This is a genomic window from Flavobacterium luteum, from assembly GCF_008806775.1.
Lineage (GTDB): Bacteria > Bacteroidota > Bacteroidia > Flavobacteriales > Flavobacteriaceae > Flavobacterium > Flavobacterium luteum.
In genome coordinates, this window is sequence record NZ_WAEM01000004.1 from 111,130 (window position 1) to 129,151 (window position 18,022).

Annotated in this window: 15 protein-coding genes; 14 read left to right on the forward strand and 1 reads right to left on the reverse strand. The window is 28.0% G+C overall.

Annotated features, from left to right (window positions below; all coding sequences use genetic code 11):
* Positions 1-14: 14 nt before the first annotated feature.
* From F6464_RS09645 to F6464_RS09660, 4 genes are all read left to right on the forward strand, one after another.
* The gene (locus F6464_RS09645; RefSeq protein ID WP_151107596.1) at positions 15-464 is read left to right on the forward strand and encodes a hypothetical protein; all 450 of its coding nucleotides are present in this window, start codon (positions 15-17) and stop codon (positions 462-464) included.
* 81 nt (positions 465-545) lie between these two features.
* Entirely contained in the window at positions 546-1,460 is a 915-nt protein-coding gene (locus tag F6464_RS09650; RefSeq protein ID WP_151107597.1) for a dimethylarginine dimethylaminohydrolase family protein, read from the forward strand.
* 70 nt (positions 1,461-1,530) lie between these two features.
* A complete protein-coding gene (ctlX, locus tag F6464_RS09655; protein WP_151107598.1) occupies positions 1,531-2,466 on the forward strand; it encodes a citrulline utilization hydrolase CtlX in 936 nt (311 codons plus the stop codon).
* 35 nt (positions 2,467-2,501) lie between these two features.
* Positions 2,502-2,867, forward strand: a complete 366-nt coding sequence (locus F6464_RS09660; protein ID WP_151107599.1) for a CoA-binding protein — start codon at positions 2,502-2,504, stop codon at positions 2,865-2,867.
* 95 nt (positions 2,868-2,962) lie between these two features.
* On the opposite strand, the gene F6464_RS09665 is transcribed toward F6464_RS09660, so the two are convergent.
* Complete coding sequence (locus tag F6464_RS09665) at positions 2,963-4,465, reverse strand: sodium:solute symporter (protein ID WP_151107600.1); 1,503 nt, start codon at positions 4,463-4,465, stop codon at positions 2,963-2,965.
* 342 nt (positions 4,466-4,807) lie between these two features.
* Between F6464_RS09665 and F6464_RS09670 the strand changes: the two genes are divergently transcribed.
* The 10 genes from F6464_RS09670 to F6464_RS09715 all read left to right on the forward strand — a co-directional run bounded on the left by F6464_RS09670 (position 4,808) and on the right by F6464_RS09715 (position 17,998).
* Positions 4,808-6,172 (forward strand): lipopolysaccharide biosynthesis protein, encoded by a 1,365-nt coding sequence (locus F6464_RS09670; protein WP_191963350.1) that lies wholly within the window; start codon positions 4,808-4,810, stop codon positions 6,170-6,172.
* 29 nt (positions 6,173-6,201) lie between these two features.
* Complete coding sequence (locus tag F6464_RS09675) at positions 6,202-7,263, forward strand: polysaccharide pyruvyl transferase family protein (RefSeq protein ID WP_151107602.1); 1,062 nt, start codon at positions 6,202-6,204, stop codon at positions 7,261-7,263.
* A 33-nt stretch (positions 7,264-7,296) separates the two neighbouring features.
* Positions 7,297-8,556, forward strand: a complete 1,260-nt coding sequence (locus F6464_RS09680; protein ID WP_151107603.1) for a glycosyltransferase family 4 protein — start codon at positions 7,297-7,299, stop codon at positions 8,554-8,556.
* A 1-nt stretch (position 8,557) separates the two neighbouring features.
* The gene (locus tag F6464_RS09685; protein WP_151107604.1) at positions 8,558-9,175 is read left to right on the forward strand and encodes an acyltransferase; all 618 of its coding nucleotides are present in this window, start codon (positions 8,558-8,560) and stop codon (positions 9,173-9,175) included.
* 381 nt (positions 9,176-9,556) lie between these two features.
* Entirely contained in the window at positions 9,557-10,354 is a 798-nt protein-coding gene (locus F6464_RS14505; protein WP_225318057.1) for a hypothetical protein, read from the forward strand.
* Positions 10,355-10,435: 81 nt separating this feature from the next.
* The gene (locus tag F6464_RS09695) at positions 10,436-11,227 is read left to right on the forward strand and encodes a glycosyltransferase family 2 protein (protein WP_225318058.1); all 792 of its coding nucleotides are present in this window, start codon (positions 10,436-10,438) and stop codon (positions 11,225-11,227) included.
* Positions 11,214-12,545 (forward strand): hypothetical protein, encoded by a 1,332-nt coding sequence (locus tag F6464_RS09700; RefSeq protein WP_151107607.1) that lies wholly within the window; start codon positions 11,214-11,216, stop codon positions 12,543-12,545. Before F6464_RS09695 ends, F6464_RS09700 begins: the two co-directional genes overlap by 14 nt.
* Before the next feature lie 276 nt (positions 12,546-12,821).
* The gene (locus F6464_RS09705; RefSeq protein WP_151107608.1) at positions 12,822-14,132 is read left to right on the forward strand and encodes a nucleoside/nucleotide kinase family protein; all 1,311 of its coding nucleotides are present in this window, start codon (positions 12,822-12,824) and stop codon (positions 14,130-14,132) included.
* Positions 14,133-14,687: 555 nt separating this feature from the next.
* On the forward strand, positions 14,688-15,548 hold the full coding sequence (locus F6464_RS09710; RefSeq protein WP_151107609.1) for a phosphotransferase: 861 nt from the start codon (positions 14,688-14,690) through the stop codon (positions 15,546-15,548).
* Positions 15,545-17,998 (forward strand): glycosyltransferase family 4 protein, encoded by a 2,454-nt coding sequence (locus F6464_RS09715; RefSeq protein ID WP_151107610.1) that lies wholly within the window; start codon positions 15,545-15,547, stop codon positions 17,996-17,998. The genes F6464_RS09710 and F6464_RS09715 overlap by 4 nt, the downstream gene beginning before the upstream one ends.
* Positions 17,999-18,022 lie beyond the last annotated feature (24 nt).

Here is an 18,022-nt window from a genome sequence, read left to right on the forward strand (position 1 = left end):
TACTAAAATATTTCATGATTAAAAATATAGATGTTTTTATTTATTACATAAATAAAGAAATGCTTTCTGCTTTTCCAGAACCAAACTATTTAGTAACTCAAGAGGAAATAAATCAAAATAAAACAAGGTATTCTATTGTTGAAAAGGACAGAATAATTCACGAGAGTTTTTTGTTTAATAAACTTTTTCTTCTAAGATTAATAAAAAAGAGAGGGCCAACTATTGGTGATTGTAAAACTATTCAAGAATTTAGAGGAAAATCTATTTATCCCTTTGTTATAAATCATATTGCTAAGGATCAGATTCTAAATCACAATAAAAATGAAGTCTTTATTATTGTTAACACCAACAATCATAGTTCTATAATAGGAATTGAAAAAGCGGGTTTTAAATTGCATATTAAGATTAAAGCAAAAAGATTTTTCATTTTTCATTATAATGTTATAAAGACATTTTATTTTTAATGATTTCTTGAAATACTTATAAATAAAAGCTTAGTTAATCTGTTTAGCTTTTTTATCTTTATACACTTTTAAAAATGCTTTATGCTACACTTAAACATTAAAGACGAAACCTCACGATTAAGAGCTGTAGTTCTTGGTTCAGCAATTAATAATGGGCCTACACCAAGCATTGAAGAGGCCTACGACCCAAAATCTTTAGAGCATATTTTAGCAGGAACGTATCCAATAGAAGCCAATATGGTTAAAGAAATGGAAGTATTTTATCAAGTATTTAAAAAATATGATGTTACCGTTTATAGACCAGAAATGATTGAAAATTACAATCAGATTTTTGCTAGAGACATTGGTTTTGTCATAGACGATATTTTTTTTAAATCGAATATTCTTCCAGATAGGGAAAGAGAACTAGATGCTATCCAATACATTATAGCTCAAATGAATCCTGAAAAAGTGGTTCGTCCGCCAGAGGAAGTCCATATAGAAGGTGGTGATGTGATGCTTTGGAATGATTATATTTTTATTGGAACCTATAAAGGAAGCGATTATAAAGATTATATTACAGCAAGAACAAATACGGAAGGTGTAAATTTTATAAAGAATTTTTTCCCAAATAAAATAGTGAAAGAATTCGATTTGGTAAAATCTAAAATTGAAGCTCGAGATAATGCGTTGCATTTAGATTGTTGTTTTCAACCCGTTGGTGTAGATAAAGGAATTATTTACAAAAGAGGCTTTAGAGAAGAATCCGATTATCTATTTTTAGTTAAACTGTTCGGAAAAGAAAACCTTTTTCATATTACTAGAGACGAAATGTATCATATGAATTCTAATGTTTTTTCAATTGCTCCCAATGTAGTTGTTTCAGAACGAAATTTCACGAGATTAAACAATTGGCTTCGCAGTAACGGGTTTATTGTTGAGGAAATCCCGTATGCCGAAATAGCCAAACAAGAAGGGTTGTTGCGCTGTTCTACCTTGCCTTTAATTAGAGATTAAATAGATATTTAAGTTTTAATATTTCTCAAAAATATTCTTTAGACTTTTTTGCTTTAAAATATAAAAAATCATGAAACAAACTACAAACTCCATCTTAATGATTCGTCCAGTGGCGTTCAGGATGAACGAACAAACTGCTGTAAATAATTACTATCAAAAAGTAATTGATACTTTATCACCAGCTACAGTAAATGCTAAAGCACAGGAAGAATTTGATGCTTTTGTCAACAAACTTCGCATGGTAGGAGTAGATGTAACTATAGTAAATGATACCTTGCAACCAGATACACCAGATAGTATTTTTCCTAACAATTGGATTTCTTTTCATGAAGAAGGCGACGTGGCTATGTATCCAATGTTTGCAGAGAATCGACGTAAAGAGCGTCGTGAAGATATTTTAGATTTGCTTGAAGACAAAGGGTTTATAATCAACGAAATCATGGATTATACTGAAGCCGAGGAAGATGGCTATTTCTTAGAAGGTACAGGAAGTATGGTTTTAGATAGAGAAAACGATAAAGCCTATTGTGCACTTTCGCCTCGTTCTGATGAAGAATTGTTTATCGAATTCTGTGAAGATTTTGAATATACTCCAGTAATTTTCGAAGCATTTCAAACCATAAACGGAGAACGAAAATTGATTTACCATACCAATGTTATGATGAGCGTTTGTGAAACTTTTGCCATTATTTGTGCCGATTGCATCGATGATAAAAAAGAACGCAAAATGGTTTTGGATAGCTTAAGAGGAGATGAAAAAGAAGTCATACTAATCACCGAAGATCAAGTAAATTGTTTTGCAGGAAACATGCTTGAGGTAAAAGGAGCAGATGAAAGAAGATATTTAGTAATGAGCACCGCAGCACATAAAAGCCTTACCAAAAAACAAATCGCACAAATAGAGGAACACGTAACCATTTTGAGTTCGAGTTTAGATACCATCGAGGCATGCGGAGGCGGTAGCGCAAGATGTATGATGGCGGAGGTTTTCTTGCCAAAAGAATAAATAATTATATTCCCTTTTTATGAACATTTACACATATGAAAAATAAAAAAACATTAGTTCTAGGAGCTACAGCCAAACCAGAGAAATATGCTTATTTAGCAATTACGATGCTTGTAGACAAAGGACATTCGGTTTTGGCAATTGGTCAAAATGCAGGTGAGGTTGCTGGAATAAAAATTCAAACTAAAGCCATTCCCTTAAAAAATATAGATACAGTAACCTTATATTTAAATCCAGCTCGTCAACGTGATTATTACAATTATATCGTCGAGGCAAAACCCAAACGTGTCATTTTTAATCCAGGAACCGAAAATCCAGAATTTTACCAGTTGTTGCAATTGAATAATATTAAAGTTGAAGTCGCCTGTACATTGGTTTTATTAACCACAAACCAGTATTAGATTTTTCAGGAGCTTGTCCTGCTATTCACTTTATCTTTTGTGTTTTAAAGAAAAACACAAAAGTATGCCGTTACTATCAGGGCTAGGACATTCAATTAAAATCTCGTTTCATTAATTGCAGGTTTACTTATCAATAATAATCCAATAAAAGTGATTAATCCGTTTACGATTATAAGTTCATTGTCAAAAACATAATCACCAAAAAGCAGTGATGAATTTTTACTGATAAAAAAACAAATTGCTGGAGAAACCAAACAAATCATTGGAACCAATTTGTCATGAACCGTCCGGGATTTCATAAACAATCCAAAAGTATACAGTCCTAAAAGAGGCCCATAAGTATAAGATGCGATTTTAAAAATCATACTCACTACAGATGCGTCATTAATCGCATTAAAAATTACAATTACCAAAAACATCAAAAACGAAAAGCCAAGATGAACAAAATGTCGGTTTCTAACCATATTGTGTTTGTTGAGGTTTTCTACTTTATCCATTCCAAGAAAATCTACACAAAAAGAAGTGGTTAAAGCAGTTAAAGCCGAATCTGTTGTGGCAAAAGTAGCAGCTGTTAATCCTAATAAAAATACAATCGAAGGAATTAATGTTAAATGATGAAAAGCGATTTCTGGAAATAATAAATCGGTTCTAGGTTTTCCAGTAATTAAATCAGTTGGAATAGCAATTCCATTTTTTTCAGCATAAATATAAAGTAGTGCACCAACGCTAAGAAAGAAAATATTTATGATTACAAAAATACCAGTAAAGGTAAACATGTTTTTTTGAGCTTCTCCAATGGTGGCACAACTTAAATTTTTCTGCATCAAATCTTGGTCTAATCCCACCATGGCAATGGTAACAAAAATCCCGCCTAGAATTTGTTTCCAAAAATAGGTTCCTTTCATATAATCTTCAAAGAAAAACACTTTAGAATAATTGCTATTTTTTACTTCTTCAAAAGCTTCAAAAACAGATAAATTTAAACTGTTACAAATAAAAAATATCGTCAAAAAAACAGAAGAAACTAAGAAAAATGTTTGTAAAGTATCTGTAATTATAATCGTTTTTAGACCGCCACGATACGTATAAGCAAAAATTAATAGTAATGAAATTAAAACGGTAACCCCAAATGGAATGTGATAAAAGTCGAATACATACCGTTGCAAAACAATAACAACAAGATACAGTCTAAAGGATGAGCCAATAGTTCTGCTGATTAAAAAAATACTTGCTGCGGTTTTATAACTTACAGTACCCAATCGTTTTTCGATATAACTATAAATCGAAGTTAGGTTCATTCTGTAATATAACGGGAGCAATACTTTGGCAATGATTATAAATCCAATGGCATTTCCTAAAACAAACTGAAAATATTTGAATTGATTGTCAGGATTGCCGACTTCTCCAGGTACAGAAATAAAAGTAACTCCTGAAAGTGCTGTGCCAATCATTCCAAAAGCCACTAAATACCATTTTGAATTTTTATTGGCTTTAAAAAAAGCATCGTTTCCACTATTTTTATTACTAACAAAATGCGAAATTATAAATAAGATGCCGAAGTAGATTATTATTAGCGTTAGTATAGCGAATGGGGTCATGGAAGTTTCTTTAATTATCAAAAGCCAAAATACGAAAAAAAGTGAGTTGTAAATTATTTAATTTCTATAAATTAAAGAATAGGAACTTTACTGAAATTAAACAGCTAGCAATATAATTGTTAAAAAAACTTTAATTATCAGTAAACATTTTTTTGTAACTATATTTGCAAACCAAGTTAAGTCATAGGTTCTGCTCATTATTGTGAGTGAGAGTTGCGAAGCTGTGGGTTAAAATAATGAATGTTAAAAAGTTACGCTTTTTTAGTAAATATTTAATGAAGTTATATCCAGATTAATTGATTTAAAAAGGCAAGTTTAAATTATAAATAATAGAAAATACTTTTGAAGCAAATAATTCAAACAGTTTATAATAAAGTTGGTATTAAAAGTAATCGAACTAAAAACATCACTAAGCATGTACTTATTTCATTTGTATATAAAGCAGGAAGTATTTTAGCTTCTTTTTTAATGGTTCCTTTAATAATTAATTATCTTGAAGCAGAAAAATATGGAATATGGCTCACATTAAGTTCATTTGTTGCTTGGTTCTCCTTTTTTGATATTGGAATGGGAAACGGGCTAAGAAATAAATTCGCTGAAGCAAAAGCAAAAGGAGAATTGGGTTTGGCACAAGCTTATATAAGTACCGCTTATTTTACAATAGGAAGTATTAGTTTATTTTTGTCGATTTTTTTTTTTACGTTAAACAATTTTATTGATTGGACAGCAGTTTTTAATACTAGTAGTAGTTTGCAAATGGAATTGAGTATAATTATGCCAGTTGTTTTTGCTTTTTTTTGTTTACAATTAGTAGTAAAATTAATTATTACTATATATGTAGCCGATCAACATCACTCTATAAATGATAAAATTCAACTAACAACCAACGTAATCACTTTAATGTTAATTTGGTTTTTAACATTGACTTCAGGAAGTTCATTATTACTTTTTGCCATATTGTTTTCAGTATTACCAGTAATAATTTTGTTGCTTCTTAATTTTGTTGCATTTTCAAATACCTATAAAGACTTTAGACCTCTATTTTCTTTGTGGCGAAAAGTGTATTTAAAAGATATAACTGGTGTTGGATTTAAGTTTTTTATAATTCAAATAGCAACACTTATATTATTTACTACTGATAATTTTTTAATAAGTAAAATGTTTGGGCCGAAAGAAGTAGTGCCTTATAATATTGCATTTAAATACTTTTCAATAATTATATTAGGATATTCTATAGTAGTTGCTCCATTTTGGTCGTCATTTACTGAAGCATTTGCTAAAAAAGATATTACTTGGATAAAGCAATCTGTAAAAAATATATTAAAGTTATGGTTGCTAGTTCCTATTATCTTATTAGTTATGATTGTTTTTTCTAATTTCTTTTACAAAACATGGATAGGGGATAAAGTAATAGTAAATTATGGACTAACACTGTCTATGGCATTATATGCTTTATTAGTGACTTTTAGTATGGTTTTTGTGAATTTCATCAACGGAGTTGGTAAAATAAAATTACAATTGATTACAAGTATAATTTCAATATTCATTAATATTCCGCTTTCTATTTTATTGGCCAAATATTTTAATCTCGGTAGTGTTGGTGTAATTTTGGCCACCTGTTTTAGTTTGAGCTATTCAGTTATTTTGAGACCATTACAGTTTTATAAAATAATTAATAATACCGCTAATGGAATTTGGGACAAATAATGAAATTAAATTAATTCAAAAAAATCAGAATGTTCTATTATAATTATTATAAAAGTTTAGCAAAGACATATGTAAAAGCATTTTTTCAAAAGGAAAATGCAAAGCAAGCGAATATTAATTTCTTAGATATAGGTATTATCAATCCTTCTATAGGTACAGCAAATTTAGGAGATTTAATTATTTATGATGCGGTTATTAATGAATTAAGAAGTCATTATCCAAATGATCTTTTTACGAACTATCCATCTCAATTGCATACTAATTATGAAGCAAAACAAATGATGGGTAAAAAAGATTTTTTATTTGTTTCTGGTACAAATCTTTTAACTTCAAATATGAATGAACGATTTCAATGGAAAATTGATCCTAGTCATAAAATTTTCTTAAAAAATAAAGTTTTATTGATGGGAGTTGGGTGGTGGCAATATCAAATAAAGCCAAATTCCTATACTAGAAGATTATATAAATCAATATTAAAATCTGAATATTTGCATTCTGTAAGAGATAGTTATACTTATAATATGCTTCAAGATATTGGCATTACCAATGTTATAAATACATCTTGTCCAACTTTATGGGGGCTGAAACCTGATTTATGTGCTTCAATCCCAAAGAAAAAGGCCTCAAATGTAATAACAACTTTAACTTTTTATAAGTCAGATACGCAATTAGACAGGAAAATGCTTGAAATATTGATAGAAAAATATGAAACAGTATATTTATGGGTTCAGGGTATTGAAGATATTGGTTACTTGAATAAAATTTACGCTAGAGCGGACAAAATAAAGCTGGTAGCACCAACAATAGAAGCATATAATAAAATACTCGAGGAACCATCGATTGAATATTTAGGGACTAGGTTACATGCAGGTATAAGAGCTTTACAAAAAGGTGTCAGAACATTAATTGTAGCAGTAGATAATAGGGCGGTCGAAATAGGAAAAGACACAAATTTAAATGTAATTAAAAGAGAAGATATTGAACAAATGCATGACTTTATAGATTTACCGTATCAAACTAAAATTAATTTGCCACAGGAAAATATTGATAGATGGAGAGCATCATTGCCCAAAAGTATTTTAAATAAATAAACCAAAGTATAGCTATCTAAATAATTACAAAATATGAAAACCCTTTGGTTCACGAATACGCCTTCTAAATATGATCAAGGTAAGCATTCCTATCATGGAGGGGGTTGGATTGAGTCTCTTGAAGAATTGGTTTCAGAGCATAAAGACATAGAATTAGCCATATCGTTTTTTCATAAAGATGGTTTTCAAAAAGAACGAATAGGAAATACAACGTATTATCCAATTTTAAGAAAATCGGCAAAAAAAACACCTTTAAAACATATCATAAATAATTGGACTGGTAAAATTGAAAATTCAAATTATATTCTTCAAATGAAAAAAATAATTGAAGATTTTAAACCTGATTTAATTCATGTTTTTGGAACAGAAGGAATATTTACTTCGATTCAAAGTGAAACAACCATACCAGTTGTAATACATCTTCAAGGATTAATAAATCCAATCGTAAATGCTTACTTTCCTCCTTCACAATCTAAATTAAATTTCCTTTTTAATTTTAGCTATTTTAAAAACAATTTATTAGGGAAAAGCCATTTTTTTTCTATGAAACGGCTAAGAAAACAAGCAATTCTTGAAGAAAATAGTTTAAAACTTGCCATGTATGTAATGGGAAGAACAAATTGGGATAAATCTATTGTTAGGTTATACGCGCCTAATGCTCATTATTTTCATATTGATGAGGTGCTTAGAGCTCCTTTTTATTTTGAAAGTAATACTGTTAATCTTGAATCAGACTCTATTTATTTGGTTTCAACATTGTCATCTACTATATATAAGGGAATTGATGTTGTTTTAAAAGCAGCAAAATTACTTCATGAAAAAACCAATATCAAATTTAAGTGGCAATTAATAGGAATAGACAAAGACGATAAGATTTTCAAACATTTTGAAAAAAGTATTGGTGTACAGCATAAACACATTAACATAGAATGTTTAGGAAGGAAATCCCCAAAGGAATTAATATTAATTGTTAAAAAATCGCATTTGTTTATTCATCCCTCATATATAGACAATAGCCCAAATAGTGTTTGTGAAGCACAAATGTTAGGAATTCCAGTTGTTGCTTGCAATGTTGGGGGCATAACTTCGTTAATAGAACATAAAGAAACTGGAATGCTTTTCCCCTCAAATGGTATTTATGAGCTTACAGCAATTGTTCAGGATTATGTAAATAATCCTAAAAAATATTTAAATATAGCCGAAAAAGCAAGAGAGGTTGCGATGATTCGACACAATAAGAAAACAATTCTTGGCGATGTGATTAGTTGTTATAGTAAAATTGTAAAAAAATAGGATGCAGTATTTATTTATTTATTTATTAAAAATTTTAAAAAGAATTCAGGTTTACATTTTAAGACCTTTTGATTGGGTTATTAGTTTCTTTATTCTTTATGCGAATGGATGCAAGTTTAGATCTTTTAAGAGCATTGGGATTCCAAAAATTAATATTAGTTTAGGAGGAAAATGCTTCATTGGCAATAACTTTAGAATGAATAATCGTGAATCATCAAATCCTATTGGGCGTTTTTACGCCTGCAGTATTATTGTTGGCAAAAACGGAAAACTGATTATTGGTAATAATGTAGGAATGAGCTCGTCAGCAATAGTTTGTCAGGACACTATAGAAATTGGGAATGATGTTAATATTGGGGGTAATGTTGTTATATATGACACTAATTTTCATAGTTTAGATTATTTGAAGCGACAAAATCATGAAGCCGATATAATTGATGTAAAAACAAGACCAGTTAAAATTGGTAACAATGTTTTTATTGGCGCACATACAACAATACTTAAAGGTGTTACAATTGGGGATAATTCAATTGTTGGAGCATGTTCATTAGTTACTAAAGACATTTCAAGTAATGAAGTTTGGGGTGGTAATCCTGCAAAATTTATTAAAATCATATAACTAATAGAAGTGCAGAGACTAAAAAACTATATTTTTATTTCTATTTTTCTTGCAGGTATTACTTATAGCTATTATTTATCAACAAGGTTATATTTTTTCAGAACTGTATCTTTTGTTGCATTGTCTTTTTTCTATTTTTTTATTTTCTTACATATTTCTATAGGAATCAAAGAATTAAAGAAAAGATCATTTTCTATTAATCCAATTTCAATATATTTAACGACAGTATTTATAATTTTATTTTTCTCATTAACTAGAGATAAATTAGATTATATAACTCTTTTTTTTCATCCTTATGCATTTCCCGCTTTTTTTTTAGCGGTAGTAGCTTTGCTTGTAAACAAGAAAAGCGTTTCTTTTTTGTCTTTAGTTAGCAAATACATGACTAATTTAATTCCACTAATCACTATTTTAGATTTATTTATTTTTAAATTTCCTATCCTTCTTTTTACCAGTTATTCCTTTTTTTTATTTGAGTTTTTAACTACGAAAAGTGATAACAGGAAATTTTTTATCTCTATATTATTAATAGCAACAATTAATGTTTTTAGAATCTACGATAATCGTTCAGGGATAATTGTAATATCTATGTTTTTATTTACTTTTTTAGCCACAAAAGCATTTAGATTAGTTAAATCTAAATTCTTAAAGTTTATTTTTTTAGTTGCTTCCTTTACTCTTATATATTTTTTATTCTTTTATTTCGCAGAAATTTTCGAATATCTAACGTCTTCAATAAAGTCTGAAACTATAAGTAAAACCGATACTCGTTCTTTTTTATTTATAGAACTTTTTTCAGACATGAAAGGTTCAGATTATATTTTAGGAAGAGGATATTTAGGTACTTACTATAGTCCTTATTTTAAGGAATGGCTTGGTGATGGAGGTGATAGTTCAACAAGATTTTCACTCGAAATTGGTTTTTTAGAGATTATTTTAAAAGGGGGAATCACGATGCTTGTAATCACTTTATTTGTATTTATGAAGTACATTTATTTTGGGATTATAAACTTTAAACCCAATAGTTTTCATTTTTTAACTGCGGCATGGTTATTATTAGAATTTGCAATGTTATCTGTTGAAAATGTCCCAAATTTTGGTGTACATTTTTTCTTTATTTGGATATTGATCGGGATATTAAATAAACGAAAAAATAATTTTATTTTATTAAAAAATTAATAGTGTTATTTAAATCACAACTTTAGTTTTTTAACTTTAAAAATATACAGTATCATCAATTTGAATTAAATGACAAACAAAATGATAAAAATTTCTATAGTTACCCCCTCATTTAATCAAGGAAAATTTATTGAGGATGCAATTGAGTCTGTACTTATTCAAGATTATGCTAATTTTGAGCATATAATTATCGATGGATGTTCAACTGATAATACTATTGAAGTTTTAAAAAAATATCCTCATCTTATTTGGGTTTCTGAAAAAGACGAAGGACAAAGCGATGCGTTAAATAAAGGGTTTAAAAAGGCTACAGGCAATATAATCGGTTGGTTAAATTCAGATGACATGTATTTGCCCAATACATTTAAAAATGTTGTTCATGAGCTAACGGATATGCATGTTGATGCTGTTTACGGTAATTATAAGTTTATAGATTCCAACGGAAAAATCACTCGAGAATTGGTTACTCAGAACTCTAAAAAATGGATGTCTGTTTTTTATTGTTTCATACCTTCCACTACTTTCTTCTTTAAACGTAAAATTATCGATCAAGGCATATTTATTGACAAATCGTTCCATATTGCAATGGATAAAGAATTTTTTTCTCATATTTATAATTTAGGTTTTAAAATAAAGAAAGTAAATTCATTTTTTGCTCACTTTAGATGGCATGATAATAACAAATCAATTGATACAAATGAAGTAAAAGAAACTAGACTTCTAGAAGGACTAGAAATTTTTAATAGATATACTTCGTTTAAATTACCCAAAAATAAATTTGGGCTTTCTGTTTATATATTTTTTATGAATATATGTGGCGTTTATAGAACTATTTCTAGGTTTTTAAAAATTGGTTTGTATGGTAAACAGTAAATCTGAATTTATTAAAGATTTATTTAATAATTTAAATAGTAATCATGTTGATTACTTTGTACTAGGGGAGTATAATAGTTTACCATTAAAAATAGAGAATAGTGATTTAGATATTATTGTTGATCCAACAGACGTTGAAACTTTTTTAAAAGTTTTATTTAATTTAATTTCTCAATATAATGTAAAAGTGGTTTCCAATTATACAAATAGTAATGCAAAATTTTACAGGTTGTTGTGTGAGTCTGACAACTATTGGGGACTACAATTAGATTTGTTTTGTAAAGGTTTTTATTTTCAATCAAAAGAGTATTTCCCCGTTAATCAATTAAAAAAAAATGTTTTGTTGTTCAATAACATTAAAGTTCTTGATTTAAAGAAAACATATTTTGTTGGTTTCTTAAAAGAAATTATTCATAATGGTTGCTCAAAAAAAAAGTATATTAATGGATTTATTACTGAAGTGCTTTCAGATGAAATAAAATATAGAAAATTATTAACTGAACTCTATAGTGAAGAATTTACAAAAATTGTTTTTGATAATCTTTCAATAAATAGTCTTAAAAAAAAGACTAAAGAGCTTAGAAAAATTATGTTAAATAAAATATACAATGGAAAATCGATATTCTTAAAAAATACAATTGAAAGAATTAAAAATGCAAAAAGAGTATTTACTCCTCCAGGATATACAATTGTTTTTTTAGGAGAACAAAGTTCTCGAAAAAGATTAATCACTAGTATCATTCCAGTTTTAAATGAAGCTTTTTATAATAGTGTGTTTTATGAAAATAGTCGTCCCAATTATATTTATTCAAATAAAAAGAAAGCAAATAAAAACAATGATATTAAAGAGCTCGATTCTTTTTCAAAATCAAAAAAATCATTTTTTTTTATTAGTTCGCTATTTCGCTATTTCGATTATACCTTTGGATATTGGATAAAGATCTTTCCTAAAAAGGCCTTTAATTCCTGCGTGTGGATATTTGATGGTTACTATTATGATGGAATAATAAATCCCAAAAAAGGTAGATTGGCTTTGCCAAATTGGATTGTAAAAATTGGAGCACTACTAATACCTGAACCAGATTTAATAATATGTTTAGGGCAGAATACTGAATTTCAGAATAATCAAAAGACTAAATCAAATGCGGAAGATATATATAAACAGAGTTATAAATTGTCAAAATTTTGCCTTCAACATAAACAAGCAGTTTGGATTAGTGCCGAATCTTCTTTAGAACAATCAGTAGATAGTGCAATGAAGTTTATTTCAGAAGTTATGGAAAAAAGGTTTGAAGTTATAAATCAGAATTATAATTAAAACATTTTATGAAAATATTAGTCAAATAATTGTATATTGGTAAATGTAGCAAAAACAAAAAAAGTGATTCATCTAGGATGTCTTATCATTATAAATTTGCCTACTAATGCAAGATATAGGAAACTTAAGTTTAGTTTGATTTATAAATGTATTTAATTTTAGTGAATTATTTGGATTCAATCAAATAAAAATATATAAAAAATGCTTGAATATGTTTATTACAAAATCTAAATATCACTTTCTTCTGAAAAACCAATTTTTTTTTAACTTTAAATAATGACATTTTTACCTAATTTTTTTGAAACTCTCAACACAAAAAACATTCGCTATTGTGTACTTCGTAATTATCATCAATTACCTTATTCTACAGATGGAAGTGATTTAGATATATTAATTGATAAAAATGATTCATTTTTATTCTTATCAATTTTGAATGAAACTTGTCAAAGTTATCAAGGCATGATTGTTTCATTTATTCCATCTGAAATTTGTCCAAGAATATGTTTACTTGGCATTGAAAATGGTGGATGGGGGTTAATGATAGATCTTCATTACAACCAAATTCAATATCGTGGCCACACGATTGTTACAAACCAAAATATATGGAAAAACACTTTTATTTATAGAGATAATATAAACGTGTTGAATCCTAGAGTAGATGCATTAATTGGATTATTCAAAGAATTATTAAATAATAAAACGTGTAAGCAAAAGTATTATGATGATTTTAAAAAGTACTGTTTAAACGCAGAATTTTTAGATGAAATATTTGGAGTAATAAATAAGCAAAACATAAGTCAAATTTTAATGGAATATTTAGAAGTTGAATACTCAGAAAAAACAATAAAAAAACTAGCTAAACAATTAATCAAAGAGTTTCCTATTAAGAAAAATACTTTTTTCTATTATTTTGTTAAACTAAAACGAATAATAAAAAAACCTGGTTATACAATTGTCTTTTTGGGCACAGATGGTTCAGGTAAAAGTACTATAATTGAAACTTTAAAACCAGTTCTAAACGAAGCATTTCATAAAGCAGTTTATTATGAACATTTGAGACCTAACAAATTTCCGAGTATTGCGCGCCTGTTGGGTAAAAAAGAGGAATTTAATGTGCCTGTTACAGAACCTCACAGTAAGAAACCTTCAGGGTTTTTAGGTTCATTATTTCGATGGGGTTATTATTTAATTGATTACACACTTGGATATGCATTGAAAATCTATCCTAAAAAAGCAATTCGCTCTTGTGTTTGGATTTTCGATCGTTATTATTATGATTATATAATTGACCCTAAGAGAGTTAGGATTAAATTGCCGAAAGTCATATTAAAAATAGGACAAATAATTATACCCGAACCCGACATTATTTTATGTCTTGGTACAAATGCAGAAATTATTCATGAACGCAAACCTGAATTAGACTTGGGAGAAGTACATCGGCAAGTAACTGATTTGAAATTTTTTTGTAATTCTCATAAGCATGCTGTTTGGATTGATACAGGAACGAGTATTGAGGTATCTTCTGATAATGCCCTTAAAGCTATAAGGGATATTATGGGAAAAAGATTTGAGTCAATTAAATTATAAAATGGATATGAAATATCTTTATATACATTCATTTAATCTCTATTGGTTTAATTCCCCGAAGCTCTACTTCGATATAGGAAAGTTTGAAAACCTCGGTTTTCATAAAGCTAAAAATAAGTTCTTAGCCGATTAATACCTTGGTGGATCTGCCCCGAGGTAGTTTATTTCACAATTTTTTTTGGTATTGGTTAATAAACTATTTACAAAAAGCGCAAAGCATTCTAGTGATTTTTGAATATCATAAACCTTTTGGATGTAATTAGTTTTTGATGATGATTTTTCATCAACTATAGTGATTTTCGATGGTAAACCGTATAGAAAATGAAAATTTTTTTCATTAAAAACGATTCTAGATACGTTTTTTGTTTCGTTTTATCGCAAACAAACACTCGAATTGACTTTTTTAATAATTACACCCAACGAGTTGAAAGATATAGATTTTAATCTATAAAAAGCAATTAATAATTATTTAATAAATCATTTTAAATAGTGATATATAATAAGTTTGTATATTTTCCTCCTAGAAGAAAGGAATATTTTTTTTCTTTAAAATTGATGCAAAAGAATAAGCGAATTTATTTTTTTTATTCTCCATTTACTTTAATAACTAAAATATTTTGGAAGCTACTATTGAATTCCAATTTTTTCCAATCATTTTTTACTTGTTCACAAAGTAATCTACCATCTTCCATTCAAACAATACTTAGATTATTAGATTCAAATGATGCAAAATTTCAAATAAAAAGAGGAACCAAAGGTCCCGATCAAAAAATAACATTAATAATGCATGCTAATCTTGATAAAACAACCTTCTTTAAGATTGGCAATACAAATAGAGGAATTGAGTTGATAAAGAATGAATATTCTATTTTAAAAGAATTAGAAGGAAAATTTAATGCACCACACATAATAAACTACTATAAAAAGGATGAATTTCTATTTATGGAAACAGATTATATTGCTGCTCCAAAAGTAAAATCAACTGCTATAAATGAATGTATATCTAAATACATTTTGAGTATTGCGTCCTATAAATTGAATTCAAATGAAACCTATATTAAAAGTTTTAACCATGGCGATTGTTGTCCCTGGAATCTTTTATATTTAGAACATAATAAAGTTTTGTTAATAGATTGGGAACTAGCAGGTGAAAACATACTTGGATATGATTTATTTACTTTTATTTTTCAACCCCCTTTTCTTCTAAATCCTAATAAATCAAATCGAAGTATTTTAGAAGACAATGTTATTTGGATTAAAATTTTTTTTAGTCACTTTCAAGTAGATAATTGGATCGATTATTTGAGTATTTTTATAAATAGTAAAATTGAATCTGAAAACAAAAAACTTAATGATTCTCAATTAATTAAAAAATATCTTCAATTGCAGGAAGACTTGCCAAATTTAGAATTATGAGAGTACTTTTGTCTGCATATGCATGTGAACCAAATAGAGGTTCAGAGCCAGGAGTAGGATGGAATTGGCTTGTGCAAATCGCTGAACGCGGACATAAGGTTATTGTTATTACTAGAAAAAATAATAAAGAAGTTATTGAAAATTATAATTATAAGAATGAAAACATTCAATATATTTTCTTTGATTTTCCTGATAGTATAATTTTCATAAAAAAAATAATCGGTGTTCATTTATATTATTTATTATGGCAAATAGGTATATATTTTAAAGTCAAAAAGAGACTACATATATTAAAACCTGATATTATTCATCATATTACTTTTGTTGCTATTAGGAAATATAGTTTTCTATGTTTCTTAGGGATACCATTTTATTATGGACCATTAGGTGGAGGAGAATCCTGCCCTGATGTACTTCTAAAAGGGCTTCCTCTTATAGATTTATTGAAAGAAAAATTACGAAAAGTATTGAATTCTATTATAAAATGGAATCCTATTTCTTATTCAATCTTTAATCATTCTAGAAAAATTTTTACAACTACAACAGAGTCTGCGTCATATTTGCCGGATTCATTTAAAAGTAAAATTCACTCTCTTCCTGCTATTGGTGTAACTAATGAAATCAATAAATTAAAAAAAGAGGCAAAAACCGGAAAGTTAAAGATTTTATATGTTGGTAATTTCATTTATTTAAAAGGGTTGCAAATTGTTTTTGATGCTTTGTATCTTCTTAAATGTCAAGGAATTGATTTTTCATTTACTATTGTTGGGAAAGGAGGTTTTAAAAAGTTTTTAAAAAATAAAGAAAAAAAACTAAATCTTGAGGAAAATATTAAATGGATTAATTGGTTACCTCAAGAAGAACTTAAAGAATTGTATCAGAGCAATGATTTATTTTTATTTTCTAGTTTACATGACAGCGGCGGAATGGTATTACTAGAGGCAATTAGTAATGGGCTACCTGTGATGAGTTTTAATTTAGGCGGTGCGGGATTTTTTAATAATGATGAAATTGGATGGATTATAAATGTAAATAAAAAAAGTTATAATGAAGTAGTTGAGGAAATGTCGAATAGATTGTTAAATCTTACAAAGAACACTAATGAAATTGCTTTAAAGTCTCAAAAATGTTATGAAGAGAGTGTAAATTATTCGTGGAAATTAACTGTTAAACGTGTCTATAAAATTATAGAAGAGGATTATAAAGATTTAAAAAGCAAATTAAGTTTAGCAGAAGATTTGAATCCAAATAAAGTTCAAAAATACAATAGAATAATAATTGCTTATGCCTGCGAAGATAGCGGTTCTGAGCCTGGCGTGGGGTACTACTGGAGCAAGGCAATAGCTACAATTTGTAAAGACGAAAAAATTCTATTAATTACTAGAAAAAACAATAATGTTTCAACAGTTGTAAACAATACTAATCTTTTTTCATTAGGAATTGATTTACCAAGTAGAATCCTGGTCATTAAAAAATTTTTAGGTATTAGGATATATTACTTTATTTGGCAATTCTTAGTTTTTCTTCATTTACTTTTTAACATTCGTAAATATAAAGGTTGTGTAATCCATCAACTAACATTTACACCTCTTTATTACCCACCAATATTTTTTTTATTGCCTTTTAAATTTATTTGGGGACCTTTAGGAGGTGGAGAATTTTTCCCTTTAAGTTATCTATCAGCACTAAAAAAGAGAGATGCTGTTAAAGAAATATTTAGAATTATTATTCGCAACTCAATATATATCAATCCTTTGTTTTATTTAGGATGTGCAAAATCAATAAAAATTATTTGTTCCTCTCCAGATAGTGCTAGAATGATTCCAAGCTTTTATAAGCACAAAGTAGAATTAGAACTAATGGTTTTTGATAAGGATAAGAATTTTGTAAATAGTACTCCTGAAAAAAATATTATAATTGCCAATAGACTTATTGATTGGAAGATGACTCATCTTTTTGTTGAGGCTTTTAGTGAATATATTGCTAAAAACAATACTGATTATAAACTTATCATTGTAGGTGATGGACCATATTATAGTAAAATAAAACCTTTTATCGACAATGTTAATATTATCCATTTCAAGAGATTTAAACAGAGAGAAGATATGTTAAATGTTCTAAGGAATGCATCTCTTTTTGTTTCAACTTCGCTACACGATTCGGGATCAGCCTCTTTATTAGAAGCAATTAGTTATGGCTTGCCTTTTCTTGCCACTAAAACTGGGGCTCATAATGTTTATCTAGACAAAGGAATAGGTTTTGGATTTGAGTTAGAAGATTTTAACTTAGATAAAGAAAAAATTAAAAGTATATTATTTAAAATATTAAATGACAAATCAATATTGATTGAAGAATCAAAGAAGGTAGTTGAATGTTATAGAGATTATTTTAGCGAAAAAGCTAAAATAATAAGAGTAAAAAATTTAATAGATATAAAAACAAATTTATAAGTTTGAAAATCAGTAAATCTTATT

Excerpts from the sequence above, each read along its gene's own strand:
- F6464_RS09645 (WP_151107596.1), top strand. The coding sequence starts at position 15 with ATGATTAAAAATATAGATGTTTTTATTTATTACATAAATAAAGAAATG.
- F6464_RS09650 (WP_151107597.1), top strand. The coding sequence starts at position 546 with ATGCTACACTTAAACATTAAAGACGAAACCTCACGATTAAGAGCTGTA.
- ctlX (WP_151107598.1), top strand. The coding sequence starts at position 1,531 with ATGAAACAAACTACAAACTCCATCTTAATGATTCGTCCAGTGGCGTTC.
- F6464_RS09660 (WP_151107599.1), top strand. The coding sequence starts at position 2,502 with ATGAAAAATAAAAAAACATTAGTTCTAGGAGCTACAGCCAAACCAGAG.
- F6464_RS09665 (WP_151107600.1), bottom strand. The coding sequence starts at position 4,465 with ATGACCCCATTCGCTATACTAACGCTAATAATAATCTACTTCGGCATC.
- F6464_RS09675 (WP_151107602.1), top strand. The coding sequence starts at position 6,202 with ATGTTCTATTATAATTATTATAAAAGTTTAGCAAAGACATATGTAAAA.
- F6464_RS09680 (WP_151107603.1), top strand. The coding sequence starts at position 7,297 with ATGAAAACCCTTTGGTTCACGAATACGCCTTCTAAATATGATCAAGGT.
- F6464_RS09685 (WP_151107604.1), top strand. The coding sequence starts at position 8,558 with ATGCAGTATTTATTTATTTATTTATTAAAAATTTTAAAAAGAATTCAG.
- F6464_RS14505 (WP_225318057.1), top strand. The coding sequence starts at position 9,557 with ATGACTAATTTAATTCCACTAATCACTATTTTAGATTTATTTATTTTT.
- F6464_RS09695 (WP_225318058.1), top strand. The coding sequence starts at position 10,436 with ATGATAAAAATTTCTATAGTTACCCCCTCATTTAATCAAGGAAAATTT.
- F6464_RS09700 (WP_151107607.1), top strand. The coding sequence starts at position 11,214 with ATGGTAAACAGTAAATCTGAATTTATTAAAGATTTATTTAATAATTTA.
- F6464_RS09705 (WP_151107608.1), top strand. The coding sequence starts at position 12,822 with ATGACATTTTTACCTAATTTTTTTGAAACTCTCAACACAAAAAACATT.
- F6464_RS09710 (WP_151107609.1), top strand. The coding sequence starts at position 14,688 with ATGCAAAAGAATAAGCGAATTTATTTTTTTTATTCTCCATTTACTTTA.
- F6464_RS09715 (WP_151107610.1), top strand. The coding sequence starts at position 15,545 with ATGAGAGTACTTTTGTCTGCATATGCATGTGAACCAAATAGAGGTTCA.